Source organism: Bombilactobacillus sp. ESL1197 (genome assembly GCF_058107145.1).
The window spans coordinates 85,162-110,700 of sequence record NZ_JBYLTY010000004.1 but is presented as its reverse complement, the minus strand read 5'-3'; the positions used below and the strand labels follow the sequence as shown (position 1 = coordinate 110,700).

The following is a 25,539-nucleotide window of genomic DNA, read 5'->3' as shown; positions in this document are numbered from 1 at the left end:
ACAACATGCTACCAACAAGATAACCAACCAAGCCCAATTTTTTAAAAACTTACATTTGTTCATTGGCAATTGTTTTAGTTACATTATTCAAATTAGCCGTCCAATGCAATGGAAAAATGAATGTAGCATTATCTATTTTATTATCATGAATATAAGTTTGTACATTCCCTAAAACAGTACTATTTAAATTCAAAGTAGCACTAGTTGGAGCAACAAATGATAAACGAATATAGCCTTGAAAGCCACTATCAGCATTTAAAACTGTGATAGGAGTCACTGACTTAGATGGGTCACTGGTAAGAGGAATTTCACCGAATGGATTTTTAGTACTATTATTTCCATAAGTATAACCTGCTGTTACAGGAGCCCTATCAGTTCCTGGCAAACCAGTTTGTGTTGAAACTGGATTATCATTAACACCACTATCCAAATCTAAACTACCGAGTTTAGTATTTGACAAGCCAGCAGAACTAGTTACATCTGCTTTTGAACTAGAATCAATCAATGTACTACCGTAATTAGCAACTGACACATAAAAGCCAACTGCACTATCTGGTGAGTTAACGATTAAAGAACGATCAATTTTTTTATTGCTACTAGGACTGTTCAAATTAAAACTCGTATCCCGGTAATCATGCCCCGTACCAAAATCAAAGTTGGGCATCTGGACAATGTAAATACTGCCGTTGATAAAAGTGACCGTTACATTTGTACTGCCCGTCGTACCATCAGTACTATTATCACCGTCGCGCGTGGAAACATCACCCGCTTGTAAAGTTGGATCAGTATCACTCCGCGTCACATCACTATCAGCTTGTACCATTAAAGATTGTTCATTAACTCCCCAACCAAAAATTAAGAGACAAACAGTTGAGATGATCATTTTCCCCATGTTTTTCAAGATCTCACCCCTCGAAGTCATTATAGCAACTTGAACTAAGAACGTCCATTTTTGTTTTGACCTTTTAAATAAATCCACAGTAAATATAATAATCCTAAGACAATTATTAATACTAATCCAATAAAGATCCACGGCAACAAGCGATTATAGTGCTTTGGCTGTGTAGCTTTCTTAATTGCATTGACGTTGGCTTTAGTAACTGTAAAGTGCCGTACAAAAGTTTTTTGATAATGATTCTTAGCTTGCAAATGCAAAGTCAATGTATAAGAACCAGGATGAATCTTGCTTTGTGGTAATAACACGTTCCACGTCGAGCTTGGTGCCATCTGCAAATTATGCAATTTTTTCGTGATGACTTTGCTATGACCCTTGCGTTTGACTGAACTAGTCATCTTCAGCTGACTAACATTAATCGGCGCAGCATTATACAAAGTAAAGCCTAACCCCGTCTGTTGTGCGCGAGTTGTGGCAATTACGTGCTTACCCATGGTAATTGCTGGCTTAACAGTATCTTTTTTAGAACGCAACACCACACCTGTGACATATTGAACTTGGTTTTGAATAGCAAACTCACTTTTCTTCGAAGAACTGACTCCCGCAGTTGCAACAATCGCCCCCAAGATAATTCCTTGAAACTCCGTCTTTGGTGCTTGATAGGTAAAGGTCACAATCTTAGAATACTGCGGTTTAACATGCACGTGATAAGTGCGTTTACTACTAATTAAGCTAGATAAAGCAGGATTTTGCGGCTTATATAACTTCACTTTTGGGCGATCATAACTAATAATCCCATTGCCTGAAGTATAAGCATCATTGATCTGGACCTTAATATTCAAAGGCTTTTTGCCGATGTTCGACACTAATAAGCGTAAGTGTTGCTTTTGTTGTGGCTTAGTTTGTAAATCAAAAAACGTCTCCTGATCCGTCGTTTGATTCTTGGGTAAAATCGCCTTTACAGTAAATGAACGTTCCTGCGTCGGTAATTTTTTGGCTGCTGCCACTGAATTGGTGGAAAGCGTCCAAAACCCCAATAGTAACGTCAGGATCACTATCATTGAAATCCGTCGTTGCTTCATGAATAAATTCCCCCATTTAAATCTAAAGCTTACTGTCTCGGATATTGATTAAAATTATTATTTTGATTATTGGGTTGTGATTGATTCTGTTGCTGCTGGTTTTGACGCTGTTGTTGTGCTTTCTTTTGTTTGTTAGATTGGCTCCATAAACCACCAACCACAAACATGATTAAGATGATGAGACCTAACACAATCATCAAATACAAAACTGTCTTATCAGGCGTTAAACCTTTGCAATCATTATTAACCTTATCAGTTTGTTTCTTAGTGATGTGGTACGTTCCGGAAAACTTCCAGTGCGTCTTACCACTCTTAGCAGTTCCCACGGCTTGATAAATGCCTGGTTTAATTGGCAGTGATTGCTGATCAAACGCAATCGGAACGTTAGAATTAGGAGCAATCTTCTTATAAACTTGATCCACATTCACGGGCTTGAACCCCATGCCAAACAATTCGAGCAGTCCCTTGCGTTTCAAGGTCATGTGAACCACGACATCTTTCATCAATCCTGGTTGATTATTGGATAGATTAACATTGATAAACGGCTTATGTTCGACTGCTTGAGGAGTCACATTATTCAACACCAAAACCCCACCCACTGGGTGATTATCTTCCGTGAGCCACACAGGAACTTTCAAGCCTTGGCTAGCTGAATCATTAATATCATAAATATAAAAACCGGCGAGCATCAAACCTTTAAAGGCCTTGGGTGGCATTTGAATGTTGAATGCTACTTCTTTAGTTTGGTTAGCTTTTAATTTAATAATCTTAGCTTGCGTCATATCTTTAAAAGCATAACGCAAATCGCTGTCGCCCGAATGAACAACTTTTTGGTAAGTAATCCCACCTTGCGACGTCGTGGAAGCATTGGTAGGACGAATCCGCACCTTGGTATTCACTGCGCCAAAGTTAGTAATTGATAATTTAACTTGGTACACGCGATTAGGCTTAGCTACAATTTGAAAACGGTCCGTGACGTTCGAATTATCGACAATTGGTGTAACCGAAATATTATTGACATCCGCTTTAACAGATTGTATTTGTGTGAGCGCCAAAAGCAAAGTACAGACGCTAATGATAAATAGGCTAAATTTTTTCATAGATCCCCCATAACGGATTAATGATAGCATCATTATACAAAAAAATGTGGATACTGTTAAGTATCCACACAATTTTATTAAACACTTTTAAGCTTAATTATTATTCTTGTTACTGTTCCGACGACCGAAGTAAATACCTAAACCTAAGACTAACAAGATGACTAAGACAGCAATTAAGATCCATAGCCACATGTAGTTTGGCTTAATACCAGATAACTTGTTGTATTTACCAGCATCAGCAGAAGTGATCGTAAAGTCTTTGTCCAAGACCCAAGACTTAGCCTTATCATTTGAAACTAGTTTAACATGTAAATGATAGTTTCCAGCTTGTAAAGGAGTGTCTCCCCAGTCAATTGAATAGTTAAAGTTAGAATTAGGAGCTGGTGACATAGCAGTTAAAGTGGCAGTTTTCTTAAATTTATGATCATTAGATTTTTTGGTAACTGTTGCTTTAGCATTAATGTTAGCGTTAAATCCTTTGGTATAGTTTTGAATATTAGCCTTAACACCACGATTTCCACTACCAGAACTTAGAGCATACGGTTCAACTTGTTTAACTTTAAAGTTAGGCTGTAATGTTGAATTTTTAGATTGACGTATCCGTAATGGTATTCCTTGACTAAATCTATTAGTCAACAAAGAACCGTTTTTTGTCATACTTTTAGGAGCTTTCTCGCCTTTAGCAGGCTGAACCAAAATTCCTCCCATTAAAAATCCTGCAAACTTTTGCTTAGGTATCTGTACTTGAAAATGGACATTTACTATTTGACCAGCAGGGATCATAATAGTCTGTTCACGAGGCTTAACAATATTGGAAACTTTTATTTTTAAAGAAGAGTCACTAACCCTGCTCTTATTATATGTGTATGTTCCATCATTTCCTGTATAAGCCGTATTAACTTTTACAGTATAACGATGGTTTTTAGAATCTTTGTTTGCCACCCCAATAGAGATATCTTGACTACTACCTGGATTACCAAAAATATCAATTTGACCATTTTGAGCAATTTGATTTGTTCCGTAATTAGGTTTAATACCATAATTTCCAACAGTAGCTTTAGTAGGCACTGCCGTTGTAATCACAAACACCGTTATAGACAGTATTGCAATTATCCATTGTTTAATGTGATTCATTATCTTATACACCCCAATAATTAAATTATATAAATACATTTTCATCTTAAAGCTTTTCTTAATAAAGTCAACAGTTGAAATAACATATTATTGTGATAATAACCTCAAACAATAATTTTACATGTAATTTCAAAGGGTACTTCATTAACAATTATAAATTAAATACTATAAAACTTTTACACAAAAAAAGTACTGATGAAATGCTCATCAGTACTAATTAAAGGATGAAAATCTATTATTGAGCAGGTGCTGTTGTTGTTGTAGTATCATCAGCAGGTTTAGCATTTAAAGTCCAAGTAATTGGAGCAGTGTATGCACCCGTTGGAATATTTCCAGGTAAAGCTAATCTCAAAGCAGTACCAGCATTTTTCTTATTAAATTCAAAAATATCAGTACCTACTTTGTTATTCTTTGGTACATTAATAAGTTGCTGATCAGGTTCAGTATCACCTGCTACTAAGGCTGTACTACCATTAAGAGCTTTAGTATAAATATCATTTGTAGTTGCTTTGAATGAAGGAATTTCCATACTCAAACCACTTTGAACAGCGCCATCTTTATTTTCAAATGACCCTAATTGGACTCTAACTTCATAGCCCAACCCTTTGTTATAGTTAGGATCAGCAGAAGAAGCACTCGCATGACGAGTATCAGTAATGCTCAACTGAGCAGCATTATTACCACTGTTACCATAATGACCATTATTAGTTTCAGATGCTAAACTATTGTTGTCTTGGAAATATGCATAATCAGAAGTTGTAGCAGCAGGCTTAAATGTCATGTCAGGAACAGCATTTAAAAATAAAAATCCATCTTCTACTTTTAAACTAGCAGTAGATTTAGCAGTTGTATTACCACTAGTCGAATTAGGTTCTGTGTTAGCTTTCTGTGGATCCATATCAGCCTTAGCAGTTGTAGCTGGAGCTACAGCAGCCAAAGCAACAACAGCAGTTGCTACAGAAGCAAATAATTTATTCATTTTCATTAGTAAATCCCCCCAAAAAATTTCGAATACCGAATGGTATTCTCATTACATAAATACAATAACACTTTTTTTTAATCTTGCAATAGTTTATTTTCAAAGAATAACTAAATTCGCTTAAAATTATCAAAAAATGTTATGAACTGCTTACGATAACATAATCCTAACCCAAACAGTAAACCAACACCTAACGCAATTGCTCCATAGCTGACATCATTTCCCGTTTGTGGATATGATGGCGTACCCACCACTTGCACCGGTCCGTTTTGATCCGCACCGCCAGTTTGTGGGTAATTCAACTGATCTAACTTAGGAGCTTTCGCCTGTTGACTATTAGCACCCGTGTTAGACTGTGGAATAATTACTGAAGCAGTTGATGACTTAGATTGTGAGTTAGAACTACCTCCCCCTCGAGTAGCGCCTTGAGTAACTGGTAAAGCCTGGGCAACTTCATTACCTTGATAATCGTAATCGGTACCCGCCCACATGGCTGTCGAATAAACACCAATCACAATTGCCACAGTAGCAATTACTGCAACAATTAAACCAGTTACCTTACGCCAAGGGAGTCGTTTTGATACTTTGTGAGTTTGCTTTTCCAAAAATCACGACTCCTTTCGTAAGACTAGAAGCTCTAGACACACTGTTAATATAGCACTTAATTTTGTGAAGTTCAAACACAATTAATTATAACTGAACAACTTTTAACTTATTAATGGTTGCCACAATTGCCATACTGCTTCCGGCTCAAATTGGTGTGCACTTTGATAAGCACCTTGACTTAATTTTTGAGCTAATTGATCATTTTGCAAAATGTCAATTACTTTATGGGCAGCAGTGGATACTGCGTCTTGTGGAACTAAATAACCATTTTCATTATCATGCACAATTTCTCGAGGGCCGTAACGGCAATCATAACTTACCATGGGTACCCCATGGCTACTTGCTTCTAATAACGTCAAAGGAAAGCCTTCCGCAAACGAAGTCAAGATTAAAACACGAGCTTGATCATAAACCTCTGCCATATTGGCTACGACACCCTTAAATTGCACAGCGTCTTGTAATTTTAAATTCAAGACCGTTTGATTAATTTTTTGCGCTTCCTGCTGATAAGTAATGCCCCCATAAACCTCTAAGCGGGCTAGCGGATCTTCACGGCGCACACGCTGTAAAACTTTTAAGGCTTGATCAACTTGTTTTTCGGGCGAAATTCGGGCCACCATGATAATCAAGTGCGGATCACGTTGGGAAAATTCAACTCGAGGAACATTAACTTGGCTCGGTTTACCCGGAATAGCCACCACTTTCTCTCCAATGTGAAAACGTTGATTAATCTCTTGCTTCTCCCAATTGGACGGACAGATAATATAATCGAACTCTTCATTATGGGTTAAACCATACTCATAGTTATAGTTTAATCCCCCCGTCATGACATCAGCCTGCCAACCATTTAAGAATTGATTATGAATATAAAATGCTTTTTGAGCTGCGGTTTGCATTCGTGTCAAACTCTCGACGCATTCCACACGGTCGGCAATAAATAAATTGTTCAAACCATAGTCTTGATTTAAACAATCATAAAAAAAGGCCTGGAAATCACGCAAATCCGTAAACCGATACTTCTTGCCGTGATACTTTAGCTTATATAAAGCCACACTCTTTTGATCAGCCTTATAAACTTGCGTACAAGTAACTTGGCCTTGTTGATTAAGCACTTCTTGCTTGGTGACCTGCCCATGGCGATCGTAGTAATACTTGCTAGACAAAAAGCCGCGGGTATCATAGCCTTCCGCAACACTCGGAACTTGACTACCCAAGGGAGCAAAGACCACCGAAGTCAATTGTTGCGATTTTTCATCAGCCCGAATCAGACCTTGCCGACCGTCGTGTGTTTGAATTTTAAAACCCAGTTCTGCACCATCAGAGCCTAACTCCTGCACTAATTGATAATTATGCGTGCGACAATAATCTTGGACAGTATTCGTTTGATAAAAATCCACATGATTTTCCCCAAAGTAGTCAAAGACATTAATAACGTCATCTAAGTCTAAACCAAACTTGCCCGGACCAGCGGCCCAATCATTGCGATAATAAGTCGTCACAATCTTGGCTGGAACTTGATGTTGTTGAAATAAGCGCAAGCGATTCAGTTCAGAATGCTCAATGCCAGCCGAAATATTAGATAAATCCATCGTTAAAAAAAATTCATGCTACTATGCCCCCTTTGATCTGAAGTTTATTATAGCAAACAAAACCTTTTCTTTTACGGGAAGATTTCAAACATAGTATACTAAGATAGAGGTGAAGAAAAATGAAAATAACTCGTCATGGTGAAGACTTTTGTACGCTCACTGACATTCCCCAAGTTGGCAGCCAGATGCCCAACTTTACGGTTCTTGATCAAGATCAAAACTCCGTTACTTTAGCATCATTATTGAACAAACCCTTGCTCATTAGTGTAGTACCCGATATTAATACCAGTGTCTGCAGTTTGCAGACGAAACATTTTAATCAAACAATGGATCAATACCCTAACATCAATTTTGTCACTATCTCAACGAACACCGCTGAGCAACAAGCTAGTTGGTGTGCAGCTCAAGGCGTTAAAAAAATGCAATTACTCTCCGATGTCAAACAGGATTTCGGTCAACAAACTCATTTGTTAATGGCCGACAGTGGTTTATTAGCCCGGTCCGTCTGGATTGTTGAACCCGATCAAACGATTAGCTACCAAGAAGTGGTGCCCGAGATGACCAATGAACCTAATTATGACCAAGTTTTGGCTCAATTAGATCAAAACGAATAAGCAGTGTTCAATACACAATTTAGTGCTGATTTTTTCATCCGAACATAGTGTAAGCTATTATAATGAAGAATTTTTTAAAATTAATGCCTAATCAGCACTAGTTTGGCACTTAAAAAGCAAGTTCTTAAGCCTAATTCAGACTTCAGAACTTGCTTTTTTAGTTAGTCTTATTCTTTCGGTAATGTTGAATATTCCACGTATTTAACAGAGTAATCACAATCATCGAGATTCCAGCAATGATAAAGAGCATCTGAAATGATGAATGATCAATCACCAGACCCCCAAAGACCGGACCAATGGCGCGGCCCAGCGAAGAAAAGCCACTAACCCAGCCCTGGCTGCGCCCTTTATCTTCCGGTTGCGTCCATTGATCAATAATGACTGGAACCGTTGGGACATAGATAGCTTCGCCAATCGTCAACAAAATCATCCCTAAATAAATTAAGGCGACTTGTTTGCTAGCAATCGTGACAAAATAAGAAATTGTCAAAAAGAATAAGCCAATCACAATTCGGTGATCCAAGTTTTTGATAATTTGTGGTCGCCACGTCAATAGCCATTGCACTATAATAATGATTACTCCATTTAATGCCCATAATAAACTATAAACGCGTAAGGCAAAACCACTATCAATTAAGTAAACGGAAAAGTTCGATTCCCATTGCGAATACATCGTCCACATGACTACTAATGTTAAAAAGCTAACCACAAATAATTGGCGCACACGCGCTTGCGGATGTTTTTTAGGAGTTCTGTTAGCGTGCTTTGCTGCAGCAACTTGGTATTCCAAGCGTTGCTTAGGAAAACAAACGATTTGAATGATTAAAGACAATAAGTATAAAACTGCTGCCAAAATAAAAATCGGAGCAACTGATCGTTTAAACATTTCACTGATCAGCATTGTGCCCAAGACCAAGCCTACATTTAAGACTAAATAAATCAGGTTAAAAGCTTTAGTGGTTGAGATATGGGGCAATAATGTGCCGTAGACGTTCACTGCCGTGGTTAGCCAACCCGTTGTCACGCCAAAAGCCGTCAACACCAAGGCATAATTGGGCCAACCAGTGAACCAAATGCCAATAACGCAGATTGCTAAACAGGCTAACATGGCCCCCACTGTTAGGTAAAATTGATTAAACCGGTCATACATTTTGCCGGCAACCATCGCACCTAACACGTTAGCAGCCGAAAAAAACATCAACGCAATGCCTGCCACCGTCAATGATTTATGCAAAATAGTATTAATATAAATGGTTGCTAACGGCCACATCATGCTATAGGCCGTTTCATTAAAGAAGGCCACCCCTAACAATGGAACCAAACGAACTTGGCGCATATTAAACTCCTTTTCTTCCCACTAATTTAATTCTATTATAATATAATGACATTATTAGCAGAAAGGATAAGTTTATGTCAAATTCTTATCAACCACAAAATACCAAAGATGCCTTGCGCATGATTCAGCAACTGGCCAACCAATACTTACATGCTCCTTTAACCAAAGAACTCTTAGAGTACAATCAAAAACAAATTCAATATCTTCAGCAACAAGTCATTCCAGTGGCTCAACAGCAAGAACAGAATTTAACCAGAGTGCAACAAGCGCAAACTTTAATTCAAACTTTACAATTCTGGCAACAACAAAAATTGCAGGGCAAAATTGTCACTGGTAAGATCAAAAATTACCAATTAACCCAAACTGCCACTCCTAAGTATCAACACTTACCCGGCAAACATCAGAGCCAGCCACATTACCGAACTAGTCATCATTAAATCAAGCTGTGAGCAGAAGCGTTAAGAAGTTGAGTATAACCTAGGTAAAGTTCTTAAGTTTTGACTTTTAAACTTGAGAACTTTTCCGTAGTTAGACACAAACTTCTGCTTCTGGGAACGCAATTTCGCCAAGCTGTGAGCAAAACTGGACAAAAGCTGAGGACTAACCTAGATTAAACTTTTAAGTTTGATCCTTAACTTGAAAGCTTAATCGTAGTTAGATGTAAGCTTTTAGTTTTGCAAACGCAATTATATTAAACCTGTGAGCAGAAGCATATAAAATTTCATAGACCAAATGTCAAATAATTATCACTGTGTTAAACTTTTTTATTAAATTAAAATTAATAATAGATCTTTTTCAAATCAGCTAAATCGCTAGCTGATATTTGTTTTAATTAGTTTTTTATTAAAAATAGATGGTAAATAATTAATTGTAGTGCTAAGATAGTAATTACAAATTACGAAGGGAGCATCATTTATGAAAATCACAATGCTTGGTGTCGGCGGTATGGGTACCCGTTTTGGTTACGCATTGCAAAAGGCGGGTAATGATGTGACATTAATTGACGGCTGGAAACCGAACGTTGAAGCTATTCGCCAAAATGGGATTTCTGCCAATTTAGATGGCGTTGAAGTCAGTGCTAAATTGCCGATTTACTATCCTAATGAAAGCGACCAAATCAAAGATCCTGCCGATTTAATTATTGTCTTTACTAAGTCCTATCAACTAGAAGAGTATTTTGACCAAATTAAATCTTTGTTGACCCCCAAAACTTACGTTTTGTGCTTGATGAACGGAATGGGTCACGAAAAAATTCTTGAACGGTATGTTGATCAAAACTTGTTATTAATTGGGGTCACGATGTTTACTGCTGGTTATGACAAACCGGGACATGCACAGTTATTTGGTGATGGCAACGTTGAAATTCAAAACTTAGGCCCTCAAGGCGAATCATTTGCGAAAAAAGTAATTGCTGTCTTCAATGATGCCGGTCTCAAGTCCGTTTATAGTAATAGTGCTCGTTACTCAATTTGGCGTAAAGCCTGTGTGAATGGAACTTTAAATTCATTATGTTCACTTTTGGAATGTAACATGGGCGAACTCGGTAAAACTAAAGAAGCTACAACTTACTTGAAGGATATTATCGCTGAATTTGCTGCCGTTGCCCGCCATGAAGGTACCGATCTTGACGAAGATGAAGTGTTCCACCATATTGATGAAACTTTCTATGGCAACATTGCTAATCACTATCCCTCTATGTACCAAGACTTAGTCAACCATCATCGTTTAACCGAAATTGATTTTATTAATGGTGCCGTCTGGCGTAAGGGTGAAAAATATGGCATTCCAACTCCTGAATGTCGTTTATTAACCCAATTAATTCACAGTAAAGAACAATTAATTGGTGCCAAATTAGATTAATAATTTCCACAAAACCAAAAATGAAGATACAAGATTAAAAACACTTAACAGTTGAATACTATAAAAAATGTCCATATTAATGATATGACCCTCAAAGTTCGAATAACTTTGGCGGTCATTTTTATATCTGCGATTATTTCAGTCGTAGATATTTATCTATTTTGTTGAATCAAAGTAACAAGCTAGCAGGCAAAAAGGACTAGCTCCGATTAAATATCGTCAGTTAGTCCTTTAAGTTTATCCTAATTGTATACCTATTAAGATATAGCTTTTTTTAATTTAATCTATTTGGTCAATAATGTGCTTGGTTCATGGCAATTAATAAGAACAAGAATACGAAAAAGGCACCATACATAATTGGATGAACTTGTTTACCCTTTTTTTCAAAGACCATAATCAAAACGTAAGACATGACCCCAAAAGCAAAACCGTAAGCAATATCATAGAAAAATGGCATTCCAATAATTGTCATAAATGCTGGGAAAGAACTTTCCAATTTACTCCAGTCAATTCTACCCAATGAGGTGACCATATATGAACCCACAATAATCATGATTGGAGCTGTGACCTGGGAAGTCACGACCCCTAATAATGGAGAGAAGAATAAACTTAATGCAAACCAAAAAGCTACTGTTAAAGAAGTTAACCCTGTTCGGCCACCAACAGCAATCCCTGTTGATGATTCGACGTAAGCTGCAGTTGGTGAACTACCAAAAATGGAAGAACTCGTCATCGCCAAAGCATCGCTTAATAGTGTCTTGCTTAAACGCGGCGGTACTTTTTCACCGCGCTTAATAAACCCGGCTTGCTCTGCTAAGCCCACTACAGTTCCCGTTGTATCAAAGAAGGCCACTAAGAAGAAAATTAAAATCACGGTGATCATTTGCGGTGTAAAAACATTTTGCACGTGAAAAATTGCTTGACCAAAGGTGGGTTTTAAACTTGGCACGCCGGCGACAATTGCCGTCGGCATCTTGATCAAACCGGTTAAAATGCCCACAATCGAAGTTGCCGCCATGCCCAACAAAAAATTGGCTGGCACTTTTAAAGCTACCAAGATTAATGTAAATACTAAGCCAAAAACGGTTAACCAAACAGTCGGATTATGAAAATCGGTAATCGTCAACAAGGTTGACGAACTAGCTTTGACCAAGCCGCCATTTTGTAAGCCGACAAAGGCCACAAATAAACCAATCCCGGCCGCAATCGCCGATTTCAAATCAGCGGGAATATTATTGATGATTTTTTCTCGAATTTTAAACACTGTGACTAACATGAATAAGATAGAAGCCACAAAAATCCCAGCCAAAGCCGTCGGCCACGGAATTTTCATGCCCAAAACCACTGTATAAGCAAAAAAAGCATTACTCCCTAATGAAGGTGCAATCGCCACCGGATAATTAGCAATCAAGGCGGTCGCTAAGCAACCAACAATGGCCGCCAACGCCGTGGCTACAAAGACCGCTCCCTGATTCAACCCTGCATCGCCTAAAACATTGGGATTAACAAATAAAATATAAGACATCGCCATAAACGTCGTTGTACCCGCAATCATTTCTTGGCGCGGATTGGTTCGGTTGGCTTTCAAATCAAAAACTTTTTCTAACAGTCCCTGCGGCTGTTTGCTCATCTTAATTCCTCCCAATAGTTTCTTTTTTCAGAAACAACGTCTCTTATTATACGGATTAAGATGTCAAAAATCTAGTATTTTACGATATATTTTAAACTTTAGCAGTAATAATGTTCGCCTTTCACTAAAAAGCAGGTCTTGATTGAGCTGCATTGCCGTCATTTTGCGCTTTTTTATCTTTTGAAAGCCGCCAAGCCTTGCCCTTGCTAACTTTTACTTAAACTTAACAAATATTCACAATTTCTTCACATTTTAAAAGTTTCTTCTTCATATGTTCTGTGTAATATATAGTTTGTAAGTTGATGAGATAGAAAAAATCTCACTTCTCCCCCTCAATATTTAAATTTTGAATCCCCCTCAATAATTTAAATTAAAAAGCCTCCAACATTTTGTTGGAGGTTTTTATTATGCCAAAAAATTGAGAATTTCTAACGGTGCTACCTGTAACAACTGCTTACTGTAAATCGTTTGTAAGACATAGCTTTGACTAAAGTGCTGATAAATCGTACGCAATTGTGGATGATGCGCTAATTGTTTAGGCAATTGATCTTGCGTTGATTGGGCAATCAGTAACGTCATTGGCACTTTCGTATTTAGCAATAATTTCTTAGGTAAACTTTGCACAAATTCCGCTTGCAACTCTGAATCAACATACAAGCCAAAGCCGCCCGGTCTTTGATGAAAATCGGCCATGACAGCATTTAAGAGCATTTGGCGTTGATAATCATCTAAGTCCTGTTTTTGCTGTAAAGTTTGCACCTGTTGTTGGCCAAAAGCTATTAAATCTTGATAGGTCGCAATCTGAGGTGTAGTTCTATATGGCAACGCGGGCTGCCACTGGGGATCTAGAACCACCACTTGATGCGGTTTGAGACCAGTTTGCATTGCTTGTAATGCCACAAACAAGCTTAAACCAGCTGCGACAATTTGGTAATTTTTTAACTGGAGGGTCGTTACAAATTCTTGTAAATCTTGAGCAAAGCTCATGACATCAACTGAACCTTGAGCTACTGACTGACCATGGTAGCGCCAATCCAGCGCATAACTATTCGTTAGGCCGTTAAACGTCATGATCTGAAGACAACTATTCACACTTTGCGTTAAATCCGGCAAGAATATTGTATTTGCAGTTGCCCCTAGGTCCTCTGTTAAATACACCATTTTTCCATTACTTAAATTAACAGTTTTAACTGCAATCATTTTTTCACCAACTTATTTAATATGCAAAATTTGACGTAAACGTGTCAAATCTTTTGCCAAAACTTGATCCATCAACCGCGTTTTTAACACGTAGAAGCCGTAAATCACAGCGCCCACGACTACTTCAACTAACATGTAACTAGTTGCTTTAATGCGCCCAATATAGTGATCAAAGCCGTAAAAACCACTATCCACCAGGAGCACCACAATCATCATCACTACAGCTCCTAGTAAGATTTTGCCAAGATCCTGTTTAAATAAAGTTGCCAAATTAAACGGATATAAGGCATGAATTTTTTGCAACATTAAATAACAGATTAAAACCATAGCCAAAATCGTCGCCACAATCGGACCATATTCGTGAAAAACATAAACTAAGGGCCACTGAATTACTATTTTAAATAGAAAGCCAATTACTAAATATTTAATGGCTAATACATTACGATATAGTGCTTGCAAAATAGCCGCCAAGACCATGAAAAAGCCTAATAGCAACGCCATCACACAAGATAATTGCATAATTTTAATTCCTAAGGCGTCAAAACCGTAAAAGGCACTCCACAATGGACGCGAAACGGCTAACATCCCCAACGCTGCCGGCAACATAAAGAAAGCAAACATTTTGATGATATTCACAATTTGTGCCTGAATCTTGGCCGTATCTTTAGTGGTATATAAAGAGGAAACAATCGGAATAGCTGAGGATACGACCCCTGTCGCTAAAGAAACCACGACCATGATTAATTTATTAGCTTGAAAACCAAAGAGTGAGTAATAATAGTCCAATTGTTGCCGCGAAATGTGCATAAAGCTCTGCATCATCGGATTAAAAGTCGACTGATCGAATAACTTAAAAATTGTAATGGCGGAATCAATAATGATAAACGGAATCGCCTGTAACAAGATTTCTTTGGTAAAATCTTTGGCCGTAAAACTAATCTCGTGACTGCCAGTAGCTGCCAATTGGGTTAGCGGCTTGCGCTGCCGCCAAAAGCCCCACAACAAAAACAACATCGAAATTCCCGCTCCAATAAAGGAAGCAAACGTTGATTTGGTGACGGCGTCAACGTAATTACCATGTTTAATTTGCATGATAATATACGTAATTAATAACATATAACTAACACGCGCTAATTGTTCTAGCATCATGGAAATTGCCGATGGCCCCATTTGACCGTGGCCTTGAAAATAACCCCGCATAATACTTAACGTTGGTAACAATAACACAGCAATAGCTAAAGCTTTCAGCGCCGGAATACTCCGTGGATCACCATTGGTAAAGACATCTGCTACCAAATTAGCGCCAAAATACATAATTCCGGCAAAAATCACACCGATAATTGCCGTTACTTTCAAAGCTTGCTTGAATAATTGATTGCTGGCTTCATACTCACCTAACGCATTATAATGCGCAATTTGTTTCGAGATGGCACTCGGCAAGCCGGCCGTCGACACAAGTAAGAAAAAATCGTAAATATTGTATACTTTGCCATATAGCGCATTAGCTGCAGCCACCGTCGCCGCCGAACCCATCCAAATGTTCCACGGAATAATATATAAAGCTGATAAGGCGCGCGAAACGATCCCACTGGCCGTGATCCAAGCTGAGCCAGACAATAATGAATCTTGTTTCAGCGTTTTAGTTGCTGTTGTCTTTGATTGATCCATTTGATTTTCCTCGATCTACTAACAATGAAACTTTATTATACAAAAAATTCTCCTAACTGACAAAAATCAATCAGGAGAACTTCGCATTTAGAACAAATTCAAAGTCAAGCTCGTAACTTTTCAGGTGCAACAAAAGACCGCCACTTAACTACAACTTGCTTAATCTAAAGTCGGTTTTAAAACTTGAATTAAATAGTCAGCTGCTTTTTGACTACCAGCTAAATCTGGGTGCATGCCATCAGTAAAGGTCAAGTCCCAATCTTTGGTTTCAATCAACCGTGTATTTTCATATTCAGGAGTTTCTTCACGAATAACAGCAGCATGATTTTGACTGAACGGAATCATGACCCACAAACGACTCTTGGGATATTGTAATTTCAACTTTTGCATCACAACTTCAAAACCAACCCGAAAATCATTATCGTTAATCTTTTTATCAGGCGTCCCTAAATTAACAATCACATCATCAGCCTGAAAATCCGGTTGCCAATCAATTTGATCAGCTAAGTGATCAACGAATGTTTGGGCATTAGGAACACCACCAGTACCGGGCTTAACCACACCAGTACCCGGATAGCAAATCCGAATATCTTCACGGTTAAAATGCTCAGCCACTAAAGCTGCATAATTACTTTCAGCACGATAATCTTGACCAGGAGTCGTTCCAGCAACCCAAGAACCCGCCGTAATCGAATCGCCCACAAACACTAAAGGTGTGCCTGTAGGTTTCACTGCTTGTAATTGCCCCGTTGTTTGTACTTGGTCGAAGTACAAGCCTTGATGTCTTTTCCAAACGTTATCTTCAGTTGAATTACCACTATAAACGACTTGTAAAACATGGCTTTGTTCATCAGGCAGCGTCACTGTAAATGGTTCACTCGTCAATGCCAAACGTTCAAAAGGCTGATCATCAATCTGGTAAGCCAACCAAGTATCCCCCGCATTGGCTTTGGTTGAAAATGACCATTGCACAGAGGTTGTACCCTGCACTTGCGTAATAATCCGTGCACCTAAATTAGTTGTATACATCCCATGACTCGTTTGTACCCAACGACCACTAAAATAAAGTCCTTGTGCTTCATAATTAGCCGTTGTCTGTTGAAAATTCATAAAATCTCTCCCTTTCTATTGCCCAAAACTCTGACACAATACTATAATAGCACTCATAGCTACCTTTCATAAAAGGAGAACTGAAATGTTTACGAATATTATTTTTGACGTTGACGGTACATTATTAGACACAAAAGAGGCTAGTTTACTAGCTTTACAAAAGACTTTAGCAGAGGATTATCACATTCAAACTGAACTGGCTGATTTGGAGTTTGCTTTTTCTGGTACAGCGGAAAATACTCTCAATTATTTTCAGATTCCTAAAGAAGAGCATCTCAAAGCGGCCCAAAGTGTGTTTAAAAATGCCTTTGGCTTTATTGATGAAGTGCAACCTTTTCCTGGAATCGTCTCGACAGTGCAACAACTAGCTCATCAGCACATTGGCTTAGCCATTGTTACTTCGGAAGATTCACGCGAAGTGACCGCCATCTTCAAGAAAACTGCCTTGCAACCTTATTTTAAACATTTTGTGACTGCCGACATCGTCCAAAATCCTAAACCGGCCGCTGAACCGGCACAAAAAGCCTTAGAATTGTTGCATGCCCAGGTCCAAACCACGCTCTTAATTGGAGACTCCCGCAATGATATTGGTTGTGCGCATCATGCTGGTTTAAAATTTGGGCTCGCTAAATGGGGCGCTAACGATCAAGACGACTTTAGTGATGCTGATTATATCTTTGAACAACCACAAGATATTTTAAAATTAATTGCCCATTAATTCTAAGCCAACACCAAAATAGCCCGTTTGAGTTCTGATATGCTCAAAGGGCTACTTTTTTTATTTATAAGTTAAACACCAAACACGTGCATAAACATTTCTCACGATCTAAACTGCTATTTTTAACTAGCATTACGCATTACATTAGATCCTTTCCAAACGCACAATCCGCTCACTTAATGGAGGATGCGTATCAAAGAGATGTTCCAAAGAATGTTTCTTGTTTAGCGGATTAGTAATATACAAAGCAGCACTAGCCTCATCAACTTGATGCATGGGCTGTTCATTTTGCTGCAATTTACGTAACGCACTGATTAACCCTGCCGGATTACGTGTTAGCTCCACGCCTGACGCATCCGCCAAATACTCACGGTTACGCGAAATGGCTAATTGAATCAATGAAGCTACTAGAGGACCCACAATTGAAAATATTAATCCGACTAACCATAACACCAACTGAATTAAGTTATTACTATTAGAGTCTTCACGGTCATCGCGATCGCTGCCAAAAAGCCAGCCCCACCGATACATATTCGATAACATAGAGGACAAAAAAACAACAGCAGAAGATAACGCCAAAGCAACAGTGGAAACGCGAATATCATAATTACGAATATGCGATAATTCGTGGGCCAAGACCCCTTCCAGTTCTTCGCGATCCATCATTTGGTATAAGCCACTCGTTACCGCCACGGCCGAATGATTAGGATCACGCCCCGTGGCAAAAGCATTGGGACTGGGATCATCAATGAAATATAAATCTGGTTGTGGAATGTGTGCGACCAACGCTAAATCTTCCACAATATGCCATAAATCAGGGGCCTGGTCACTACTGGTAATCGGCTGTGCGTGGTTCATTTTCATCACTAGCTCAGTTGACTGAAAGTAAGTGCCTAAAGCATAAAACAAGGCAATTACTAACGCACCGATTATTCCGACTTGATAACTATGCCAAAAAAGTTGCCCGACTACTCCACCAATTAAACCAAGAATTAAGAAAAAAAGCGCCAAAACTAAATAAGTACGACGCTTGTTTTGTGTTATTTGTTGATATATCATGGCTTAACCTCTTAAAATTTGACTTGAGGAACTGCTTGCTCAGCTTCGGGAATTTGTAAATATTCCATCGGCAAGAAGTGATGTAACTTCGCTACTAAATTCCGTGGAAAAGTCTGCGTTGCCGTATTGTAATATTGGACTGAACTATTATAAGCTTGGCGGGCATAAGCAACTTTGTTTTCAGTATTAGTTAACTCTTCCATTAATTTTCCAAATTCTTGATTAGCTTTTAAATCCGGATAATTTTCAGCTAAGGCCATAATCGGTCCCAAGGCGGTCGTTAACTTGCTGTCAGCGTCTACTTTTTCTTGTAATGATTCTGCATTCATCACCGAGTTCCGCAAATTAACAATCTCGGTCAAAGTTTGCTTTTCATGTTGTGCATAGCCTTTAACAGTTTCGATTAAATTAGGAATTAAGTCTGTGCGTCGCTTTAATTGCACGGCAATTTGACTTTGAAACTCTTGGGCTTGGTTTCTTTTTTGCACTAAGCCGTTATATAGCAAGGCATAGACCACAACTAAAACTATAACAATTAAGATAATAATTAACGTGGTTGACATAAATTTACTCCCTTATTATTTTGACTTAATTTTACCGTGAATAACTACAACACTCAAGTCCGCTCATGCTAATCAACAAAATTATGGCCTAGCGTTCAGCTTGATCAATAGCTTCGGTAACTCGATCCTTAGTGAAATCATGCTGCATGTAGGCTGAATCAGTAACTGGCAAATGTTGTTGCAAAGTCGCAAATGGTTGCCATAAAGCCTGGCCTTGTTGCAAGGTAAAGTCCAAAACATGCCCTCCCAGCGAATGATCAGCCGCCAAAAAATGACTATGGAAACCAGCAACGCTGGCTCCATCAAAGACTTGGGGTGAATAATAGCTAATTAAAGTGCCGGCAATATTTTGTGCTTCAAAGACACTTTGCTTTTGCGATGCTTCCACTAAAGTATGATAAGGCTCTTGTGCTTTCACAACTGTGCGAGTCTTCATTTGTTGAAACACACCGGTTAATTTCACCGCATAAAAGATATTGGCGGATTGCGTTTGTTGGGCAATTTGTTGATAAACTGCGGCAGCTGGTAACTGTTCTAAGTTTACTAATGGCTGAAAATCAGCTTGATGCACTGTCGCAAATGGCACCGTAAAATCGCCTGACACAATATTAACTTGTCCTTGCCCATCGACTTGGTAAGGAGTCCCATCTAAGATGACTAATTCACCATCTAAACCTTCACCAGTACCAATCCCAGTATCACCGTGTTGCAGCAATTCTTTGATTGTTAAAGTTCCTTTTAACAAACCTGGTACTAATAAAGCTAGTGTGCCATGTTGATATAAAACATCATTCATCCTTTTTACCTCCTATTAATTTAATCGCTCAATTTTTAAACTATTGGTCGCAGTATTTTATTTAGCGTTCCAAAAGCAGTAGTTTGCGTCTAGCTACGAATAAGTACCTAAGCTTAAAAAACAAAACTTAAGTACTTATTCTAAGCTATACTCAACTGCTAACCGCTTTTGTCACAGTATTTTATTTAGCGTTCCAAAAACCAAAAGCCTGCGTTTAACTACAACCAAAAACTCAAGTCTCAAACTGCCTTAATTGTTTATCCTAGGTTAGTCCTCGACTTTTAACCAGCATTTGTAGCAGTAATTATTTTATTAATGGAATTGATCAGGTAACAATGCCTGGTTCAAACTAGAATTACGACTATAATCGACCGGAATCTCAACGACGACTGGCCCAGACATTTTAAATGCTTGATCTAAGACAGCTGCCAAACTATGGTCTTGATCAACACGTAAACCAGCAGCCCCGAAACTTTGCGCATATTGGACAAAATCAACAGGACCAAATTGCACCCCCGCATCGTGGCCATATTTAGACTGCTCTTGAAAACGCACCATATCATAATAACCATCAACCCATACTAATTGCACAATATTAGCGTGTAAGCGCACCGCCGTTTCCAATTCTTGACTAGAAAACAAGAACCCACCATCGCCAGCTACAGACACCACTTTACGCTTTGGATCTAATAACGCGGCGCTAATGGCCCAAGGTAAGGCTACACCTAAGGTTTGCATCCCGTTACTAAATAATAAATGCCGTGGTTCATAACTACGAAAATGCCGGGCCATCCAGATATAATGACTACCAACATCGACTGTCACAACCATTGAATCATCAACGTGTTTTTGTAATTCTTGCACAATGGCCAACGGATCTTGAACTCCCGTAGTTTGAGCTGAAACGTTAGGAACATCTTTTTGATCATATTCTTGCTTGATAGCTTGCAAATGTTCTTTAGTCGCTGCTGACAATTGATAATCTGCTAACAACGTAGTCAATTCTTGAAGCGTAGCAGCTAAGTTGCCTTGCAAAATTAAATCAGGTTGGTAATCTTGGGTCAATTCAGGGACGACATTATCTAAATTAATGACTTGACCTTGGCGATCTTGATTCCAATTACGAGCTTCATATTCAATCGGGTCATAGCCAATGGCAATCACCAAATCTGCTTGCTTTAATAAAATATCGCCAGTTTGATTGCGAAAGAGCCCCACCCGGCCAAAATATAAATTCTCTAAGTCGCGGGAAATAATTCCTGCACCTTGAAAAGTTTCAACAACAGGTAACGGGGTATGTCGTAAAAGATTACGTAAAGCTTGCGTGACTTTTTGTTGCGAAGCGCGCATGCCGGCCAAAATCACGGGCATTTTAGCTTGTTTGATGGCCAGAACTACTGCCTGTAATTTATCGGCAGTTAAAACCCCTTGCTCTACTGTCGGATGGCGCTTCATAATTGGCCGCGTCACATTTTCATTAATCACATCTTGGGGAATTGAAATAAATACCGCACCGTTTTTGGTATCGGTCGCTTCTTGATAAGCGTTTGCAAAAGCTTCAGACAGATTATTAGGATCTTGAACTTCAACGCTATTCTTGGTCACAGGTGCCAAAATAGATTGATTAGGAATACTCTGATGTGTTAACCGCGCTAAATCATCCCGCGGAACTTGACCACCTAAAGCAATTACCGGATCACCTTCCGCCGTAGCGGTAACTAAACCTGTGGCTAAATTGGCAACTCCGGGACCTGATGTTACTAATACCACACCGGGTTTGCCTGTTAAGCGCCCAATTGCTGCCGCCATAAAGGCAGCATTTTGTTCATGACGCGCCACGATTAATTTAGGCTTATGAACATTTTCATTGTGTTCTAGTTCTTCGAAGAGCCGATCAATTTTGGCACCGGGAATTCCAAACACATAGTCAATCTGATACTCAATCATTGTTTCAACAATGGCTGTTGCTGCGGACTTTTCCGTCATAAAATCATAATCCTCCAATAAAAGAATAAGCATATTATACCGTTTTCTTAATTATTATGAAACGAATGATGAAAAGCCATGATAATTTTGCATGAGCTTTGAACTGGAGCAGAATTATTACAGCCAAATTGCTTAAACTTTTCTTCTGGTTAGCACGGCAAAAATCAAATCACCCTGGTACAATAACCTAACTAAAGAGTCAAATAATTCAGCAAATTCCCCTTTTAATTACGTATTAGTTGAATTTCTTCCAATTACAAGCGCTACCATAAAGTTTTCTCTTTATTCTGCTTGCTAATTAAAGTACAATATTAATGGTTTCAAGTTAATGATCCAATCCGTAGATAAGAAGGTTTATACATGGCCGTTCTCAAAAATATTTTTATGGATAAGATGTTATGGATAGCAGCCACGGTAGCTGTTTTATCCACTTTAGTTAGTAAACCACAATTAGCGGACATTAATTTTCATACAATCTTTTCACTATTATCAATGATGATTCTCGTCCAAATTTTAGAACATATCGGGTTATTGCAGTTCTTGTCAACGCACTTAACTGTCAAAGCCAAAAACTCCCGGCAGCTAATGGAAGCATTAGTCTTGCTGGCTTTTTTTGGCGCCATGTTCATTACTAACGATGTCACCATCTTAATTCTAGCACCGCTATTCTTTAAAATTGCTTCCGACGTTCCTCTAAGTCGGGCGCTAACTATGACAATGATTACCGTGGCTGCCAATCTGGGTAGTTCGTTTACTCCGTTTGGTAACACCCACAATCTCTTTTTACTTTCCCATTTCAATTTGACAGCGGGTCATTTCTTTCGCGTTTCCACACCCCTCATGCTGATTGAATTAATCATCTTAGTCATTGTTGCTTATCTTTTAACTAAACCGGAACCGATGGACGTTCAAATTACGCCCTTTGAAATTCAACTAGGTAAATTAACGGCAACTTTAGTCTTAACTGCGTTTATTTTTTTGGGAATCTTTAAAGTGATTCCGGTTTGGTGGACGACAATTGCCGCTGTTATTTTTGCTTTAATCGTCAGCCCGCAAACTTTAAAAAGAGTTGACTACGCTACTATCTTAGTTTTCGTTTGTTTCTTTATCGCTGTCGGCAACATCAGTCGCTTCCCGATTGTCGCCAAAGTAATTAACAATTTAGTAGCCAGTCCGACCTCCACTTATTGGACTTCGTTGGGTTTAAGTCAAGCAATCAGTAATGTTCCTACGACTATTCTAGTAGCTAAATTTACACACCATATTCACGCGCTCTTTTTAGGATCGAATATTGGGGGGCTAGGAACGATTATTGCTTCCATGGCTAATTTATTATCGTACAAACAATATTCCTTTTTCACCCACAAAACAGAAGCCACACACTTTTTGGGTGTCTCTTTAAAAATTAATGTGCTCTTATTAGTTATTTTAGGATTCGTCGGTTGGCTTTTAGTCAAAATTCAATGATATAAAAATTCTTCTTAAAAATGTTCGTATTTGATACGAACATTTTTTTATAGTGTTTTCCAAGTCAGCCGCTTGTGTTTGATTGCACTCAACCTTCAAGCAACTTTAGTCACAACCTATTATTTTACAATGCTCCAAAAATATTAATTTTTCTATCTAATTGGTTTATCATTCGTAAATAAATATATTATGATGAAGCTATCATAAAGGGATAGGAATTAAACAATCATGAAAACCAATAACTTCTGGAAAAACTGCAGTCTGGGGCTCCTCTATTTAATACTTTCTGGTTTATTTGAATATATGTACTGTTATCATAATTTTATTTGGAGTAGTGACTTACAATTTCACATTGAACGCATTAGTGAATTAGCCCAAACTAAACTTGGTGCTTTTCCTTACATCACCACCCATACTTTTGCTGGCATTGGTTCTTTGGTTAATTTATTTTATCCAACACAATTTTTATACCCACTCATTATCTTAATGAAGTTAATTCATAACGATCTTCTGGCCCTATATCTTTATTTAGGTTTAGTCAACTTGCTCACGTTAATAATCACTGACTACGCTGTTTATTCATTAACTAAAAAGCGGTCCCAAAGTATCACCACTGCTTTACTGTATACTTTTTCGTTTTACCGCATGGCAGCCATTTATGCTCATTTTGGTATTGGTGAATTCTTAGCAATGACTTTTTTACCGCTTTTATTAGTCGGCGTCATCAAAGTGGCACACAAAAAAGGGGGCCGCACTCAAACCATTATTGCCTTCAGTGGCTTATTGTACACGCACTTATTAACAGCTGTTTTAGCTAGTGTATTAGTGGGCTTGGTCTTAATAGTCCAATTAATTTTGGATCAACACCGGCGGCAACTGATCTGGCATTGGTTGCAAATTAGTGCCGCGACACTCGTCGTGAGTTTTGGTTACTGGGCGCCCGTGCTGCAACACACATATTTGATGCCTTCCAAACTTCAGCCGACTAACTATCAACTCAACCACGTTTTGGTGTCTAGTTGGTCAGACCAATTGACGACTTTATTAAAAAATCGCACTTTTACCCCACATACTGTGGGCTTAATGTTATTACTCGGCGGACTCCTAGCGAGCGGCTATTTTCTCATTCACTACCGCAAGTATTCCGCCACCACTACCATTCTAGCAATTATGCTCTTCGTTACTTTATGGTTACAAACACCAGCATTTCCCTGGTCTTGGTTCAACCACACACCCGTCACAGTAATCCAGTTTGCCTTTCGCTTTGGACCATTTTATACGTTATTAGCGAGCTTCTTATTGGGCCAATTTTTAACTTTAATTAAGCCCCTGCCACTGCAAAAACTATTCATGAGTTGGACAGTTATTTTAAGTGTAATGCTGACTTTCCTAGCTTTAGTTGAAGTCGTTAATTATCGCAAAGATTGGCATGAGCTCAACTTAACACAAACCACTTTTGCGCACCCCATCACCGTTGGAGTTCAAAATGCGAAAGTCGACTACTATCCCAAACAAGCCCGCCCTTATATTAATGAATTGTCAGAGGCAACTGGCTATATCAATCACCAAAAGTGTTATTTTCAAGGACAACCGGGGCTTAACCAAATGACGTATCAATTAAATACCAAACAAACTACTAATACGTTTGACCTTCCCTTCTTAGTCAACGGTCCTAATTATCAAGTCTTGAATAATGGGCATGCTATCAAGTATCGTATTTCACGCCGTGGAACGTTTTTAATTCACACCACCTCGCGTCACAACCAGCTCCAAATTATTTACCAACCAACTTGGTTAGAGCGGTGGGCTAATATCTTAGCCTTTATGGGTAGCTTAGGATTAATCATGGCTGGTTGGTGGGCCGCTACCTACAAAAAGAAGCACAACCAGCATGAGTTTTTGAACTAACCGACAATTTCAACTAAGCAAAAAAGGACTAGTATTGCACTAGTCCTTTTTCAAAACAATTCAGCAGACAATTGAGGTTTGACAATCTTTTTTAAGAAAGGGAGAAAATCAAGGAGTTTTTCTACTGCCTGCTGTTTTGTTGTGCTAATTTTACTTAGCATAACAGAATTATATAATAATTTTTGCTTAATGTGTAGTCAATTGCTTGCTTTAACTATTTCAAGCCATTAAATATCATA

The 25,539-nt window shown here is 38.5% G+C and carries 22 protein-coding genes; 6 read left to right on the top strand and 16 right to left on the bottom strand.

Going from position 1 to position 25,539, the window contains the following annotated elements:
• Window positions 1-49 precede the first annotated feature (49 nt).
• The 7 genes from AC3B6B_RS08285 to AC3B6B_RS08255 all read right to left on the bottom strand — a co-directional run bounded on the left by AC3B6B_RS08285 (window position 50) and on the right by AC3B6B_RS08255 (window position 7,385).
• Window positions 50-901 (bottom strand): hypothetical protein, encoded by an 852-nt coding sequence (locus tag AC3B6B_RS08285; RefSeq protein WP_489758184.1) that lies wholly within the window; start codon window positions 899-901, stop codon window positions 50-52.
• Window positions 902-936: 35 nt separating this feature from the next.
• On the bottom strand, window positions 937-1,977 hold the full coding sequence (locus tag AC3B6B_RS08280) for a DUF916 domain-containing protein (RefSeq protein ID WP_489758183.1): 1,041 nt from the start codon (window positions 1,975-1,977) through the stop codon (window positions 937-939).
• Window positions 1,978-2,006: 29 nt separating this feature from the next.
• Complete coding sequence (locus AC3B6B_RS08275) at window positions 2,007-3,077, bottom strand: WxL protein peptidoglycan domain-containing protein (RefSeq protein WP_489758182.1); 1,071 nt, start codon at window positions 3,075-3,077, stop codon at window positions 2,007-2,009.
• Between the two features lie 93 nt (window positions 3,078-3,170).
• Entirely contained in the window at window positions 3,171-4,256 is a 1,086-nt protein-coding gene (locus AC3B6B_RS08270; protein ID WP_489758181.1) for a DUF3324 domain-containing protein, read from the bottom strand.
• A gap of 190 nt (window positions 4,257-4,446) precedes the next feature.
• Window positions 4,447-5,196 (bottom strand): WxL domain-containing protein, encoded by a 750-nt coding sequence (locus tag AC3B6B_RS08265; protein WP_489758180.1) that lies wholly within the window; start codon window positions 5,194-5,196, stop codon window positions 4,447-4,449.
• A 104-nt stretch (window positions 5,197-5,300) separates the two neighbouring features.
• Window positions 5,301-5,795: a hypothetical protein gene (locus tag AC3B6B_RS08260; RefSeq protein ID WP_489758179.1), complete on the bottom strand. Its 495-nt coding sequence runs from the start codon at window positions 5,793-5,795 to the stop codon at window positions 5,301-5,303.
• A gap of 102 nt (window positions 5,796-5,897) precedes the next feature.
• Window positions 5,898-7,385, bottom strand: a complete 1,488-nt coding sequence (locus AC3B6B_RS08255; RefSeq protein WP_489758178.1) for a glycosyltransferase — start codon at window positions 7,383-7,385, stop codon at window positions 5,898-5,900.
• Window positions 7,386-7,504: 119 nt separating this feature from the next.
• On the opposite strand from AC3B6B_RS08255, the gene tpx reads away from it, so the two are divergent.
• A complete protein-coding gene (gene tpx, locus AC3B6B_RS08250) occupies window positions 7,505-7,999 on the top strand; it encodes a thiol peroxidase (protein WP_489758177.1) in 495 nt (164 codons plus the stop codon).
• A gap of 157 nt (window positions 8,000-8,156) precedes the next feature.
• Here tpx and AC3B6B_RS08245 read toward each other — a convergent pair whose 3' ends face one another.
• The gene (locus AC3B6B_RS08245; protein ID WP_489758176.1) at window positions 8,157-9,335 is read right to left on the bottom strand and encodes an MFS transporter; all 1,179 of its coding nucleotides are present in this window, start codon (window positions 9,333-9,335) and stop codon (window positions 8,157-8,159) included.
• A gap of 74 nt (window positions 9,336-9,409) precedes the next feature.
• Between AC3B6B_RS08245 and AC3B6B_RS08240 the strand changes: the two genes are divergently transcribed.
• Together AC3B6B_RS08240 and AC3B6B_RS08235 are read left to right on the top strand one after the other, a co-directional pair.
• Entirely contained in the window at window positions 9,410-9,772 is a 363-nt protein-coding gene (locus tag AC3B6B_RS08240) for a hypothetical protein (RefSeq protein ID WP_489758175.1), read from the top strand.
• A 478-nt stretch (window positions 9,773-10,250) separates the two neighbouring features.
• Window positions 10,251-11,195 (top strand): 2-dehydropantoate 2-reductase, encoded by a 945-nt coding sequence (locus tag AC3B6B_RS08235; RefSeq protein ID WP_489758174.1) that lies wholly within the window; start codon window positions 10,251-10,253, stop codon window positions 11,193-11,195.
• Between the two features lie 292 nt (window positions 11,196-11,487).
• Here AC3B6B_RS08235 and AC3B6B_RS08230 read toward each other — a convergent pair whose 3' ends face one another.
• The 4 genes from AC3B6B_RS08230 to AC3B6B_RS08215 form a co-directional block, all read right to left on the bottom strand.
• Window positions 11,488-12,825, bottom strand: coding sequence for an NCS2 family permease (locus AC3B6B_RS08230; protein ID WP_489758173.1), 1,338 nt, complete (start codon window positions 12,823-12,825; stop codon window positions 11,488-11,490).
• A 405-nt stretch (window positions 12,826-13,230) separates the two neighbouring features.
• Window positions 13,231-14,025: a hypothetical protein gene (locus AC3B6B_RS08225; RefSeq protein ID WP_489758172.1), complete on the bottom strand. Its 795-nt coding sequence runs from the start codon at window positions 14,023-14,025 to the stop codon at window positions 13,231-13,233.
• A gap of 12 nt (window positions 14,026-14,037) precedes the next feature.
• Window positions 14,038-15,693, bottom strand: a complete 1,656-nt coding sequence (locus AC3B6B_RS08220) for a putative polysaccharide biosynthesis protein (RefSeq protein WP_489758171.1) — start codon at window positions 15,691-15,693, stop codon at window positions 14,038-14,040.
• Window positions 15,694-15,852: 159 nt separating this feature from the next.
• Window positions 15,853-16,803 carry an SGNH/GDSL hydrolase family protein gene (locus AC3B6B_RS08215; protein WP_489758170.1) on the bottom strand — a complete coding sequence of 317 codons (951 nt, stop codon included), beginning with the start codon at window positions 16,801-16,803 and terminating at the stop codon, window positions 15,853-15,855.
• Between the two features lie 85 nt (window positions 16,804-16,888).
• Between AC3B6B_RS08215 and AC3B6B_RS08210 the strand changes: the two genes are divergently transcribed.
• The gene (locus tag AC3B6B_RS08210; protein WP_489758169.1) at window positions 16,889-17,521 is read left to right on the top strand and encodes an HAD family hydrolase; all 633 of its coding nucleotides are present in this window, start codon (window positions 16,889-16,891) and stop codon (window positions 17,519-17,521) included.
• Window positions 17,522-17,665: 144 nt separating this feature from the next.
• On the opposite strand, the gene htpX is transcribed toward AC3B6B_RS08210, so the two are convergent.
• The 4 genes from htpX to alsS form a co-directional block, all read right to left on the bottom strand.
• On the bottom strand, window positions 17,666-18,580 hold the full coding sequence (gene htpX, locus AC3B6B_RS08205; RefSeq protein ID WP_489758168.1) for a zinc metalloprotease HtpX: 915 nt from the start codon (window positions 18,578-18,580) through the stop codon (window positions 17,666-17,668).
• A gap of 11 nt (window positions 18,581-18,591) precedes the next feature.
• Complete coding sequence (locus AC3B6B_RS08200; protein ID WP_489758167.1) at window positions 18,592-19,143, bottom strand: LemA family protein; 552 nt, start codon at window positions 19,141-19,143, stop codon at window positions 18,592-18,594.
• A gap of 88 nt (window positions 19,144-19,231) precedes the next feature.
• Entirely contained in the window at window positions 19,232-19,939 is a 708-nt protein-coding gene (budA, locus tag AC3B6B_RS08195) for an acetolactate decarboxylase (RefSeq protein ID WP_489758166.1), read from the bottom strand.
• A 312-nt stretch (window positions 19,940-20,251) separates the two neighbouring features.
• The gene (alsS, locus tag AC3B6B_RS08190) at window positions 20,252-21,925 is read right to left on the bottom strand and encodes an acetolactate synthase AlsS (RefSeq protein WP_489758165.1); all 1,674 of its coding nucleotides are present in this window, start codon (window positions 21,923-21,925) and stop codon (window positions 20,252-20,254) included.
• Between the two features lie 360 nt (window positions 21,926-22,285).
• Between alsS and AC3B6B_RS08185 the strand changes: the two genes are divergently transcribed.
• Both AC3B6B_RS08185 and AC3B6B_RS08180 read left to right on the top strand, forming a co-directional pair.
• Entirely contained in the window at window positions 22,286-23,392 is a 1,107-nt protein-coding gene (locus tag AC3B6B_RS08185) for an SLC13 family permease (protein WP_489758164.1), read from the top strand.
• 303 nt (window positions 23,393-23,695) lie between these two features.
• Window positions 23,696-25,300 (top strand): hypothetical protein, encoded by a 1,605-nt coding sequence (locus AC3B6B_RS08180; protein ID WP_489758163.1) that lies wholly within the window; start codon window positions 23,696-23,698, stop codon window positions 25,298-25,300.
• Window positions 25,301-25,539: the final 239 nt, after the last annotated feature.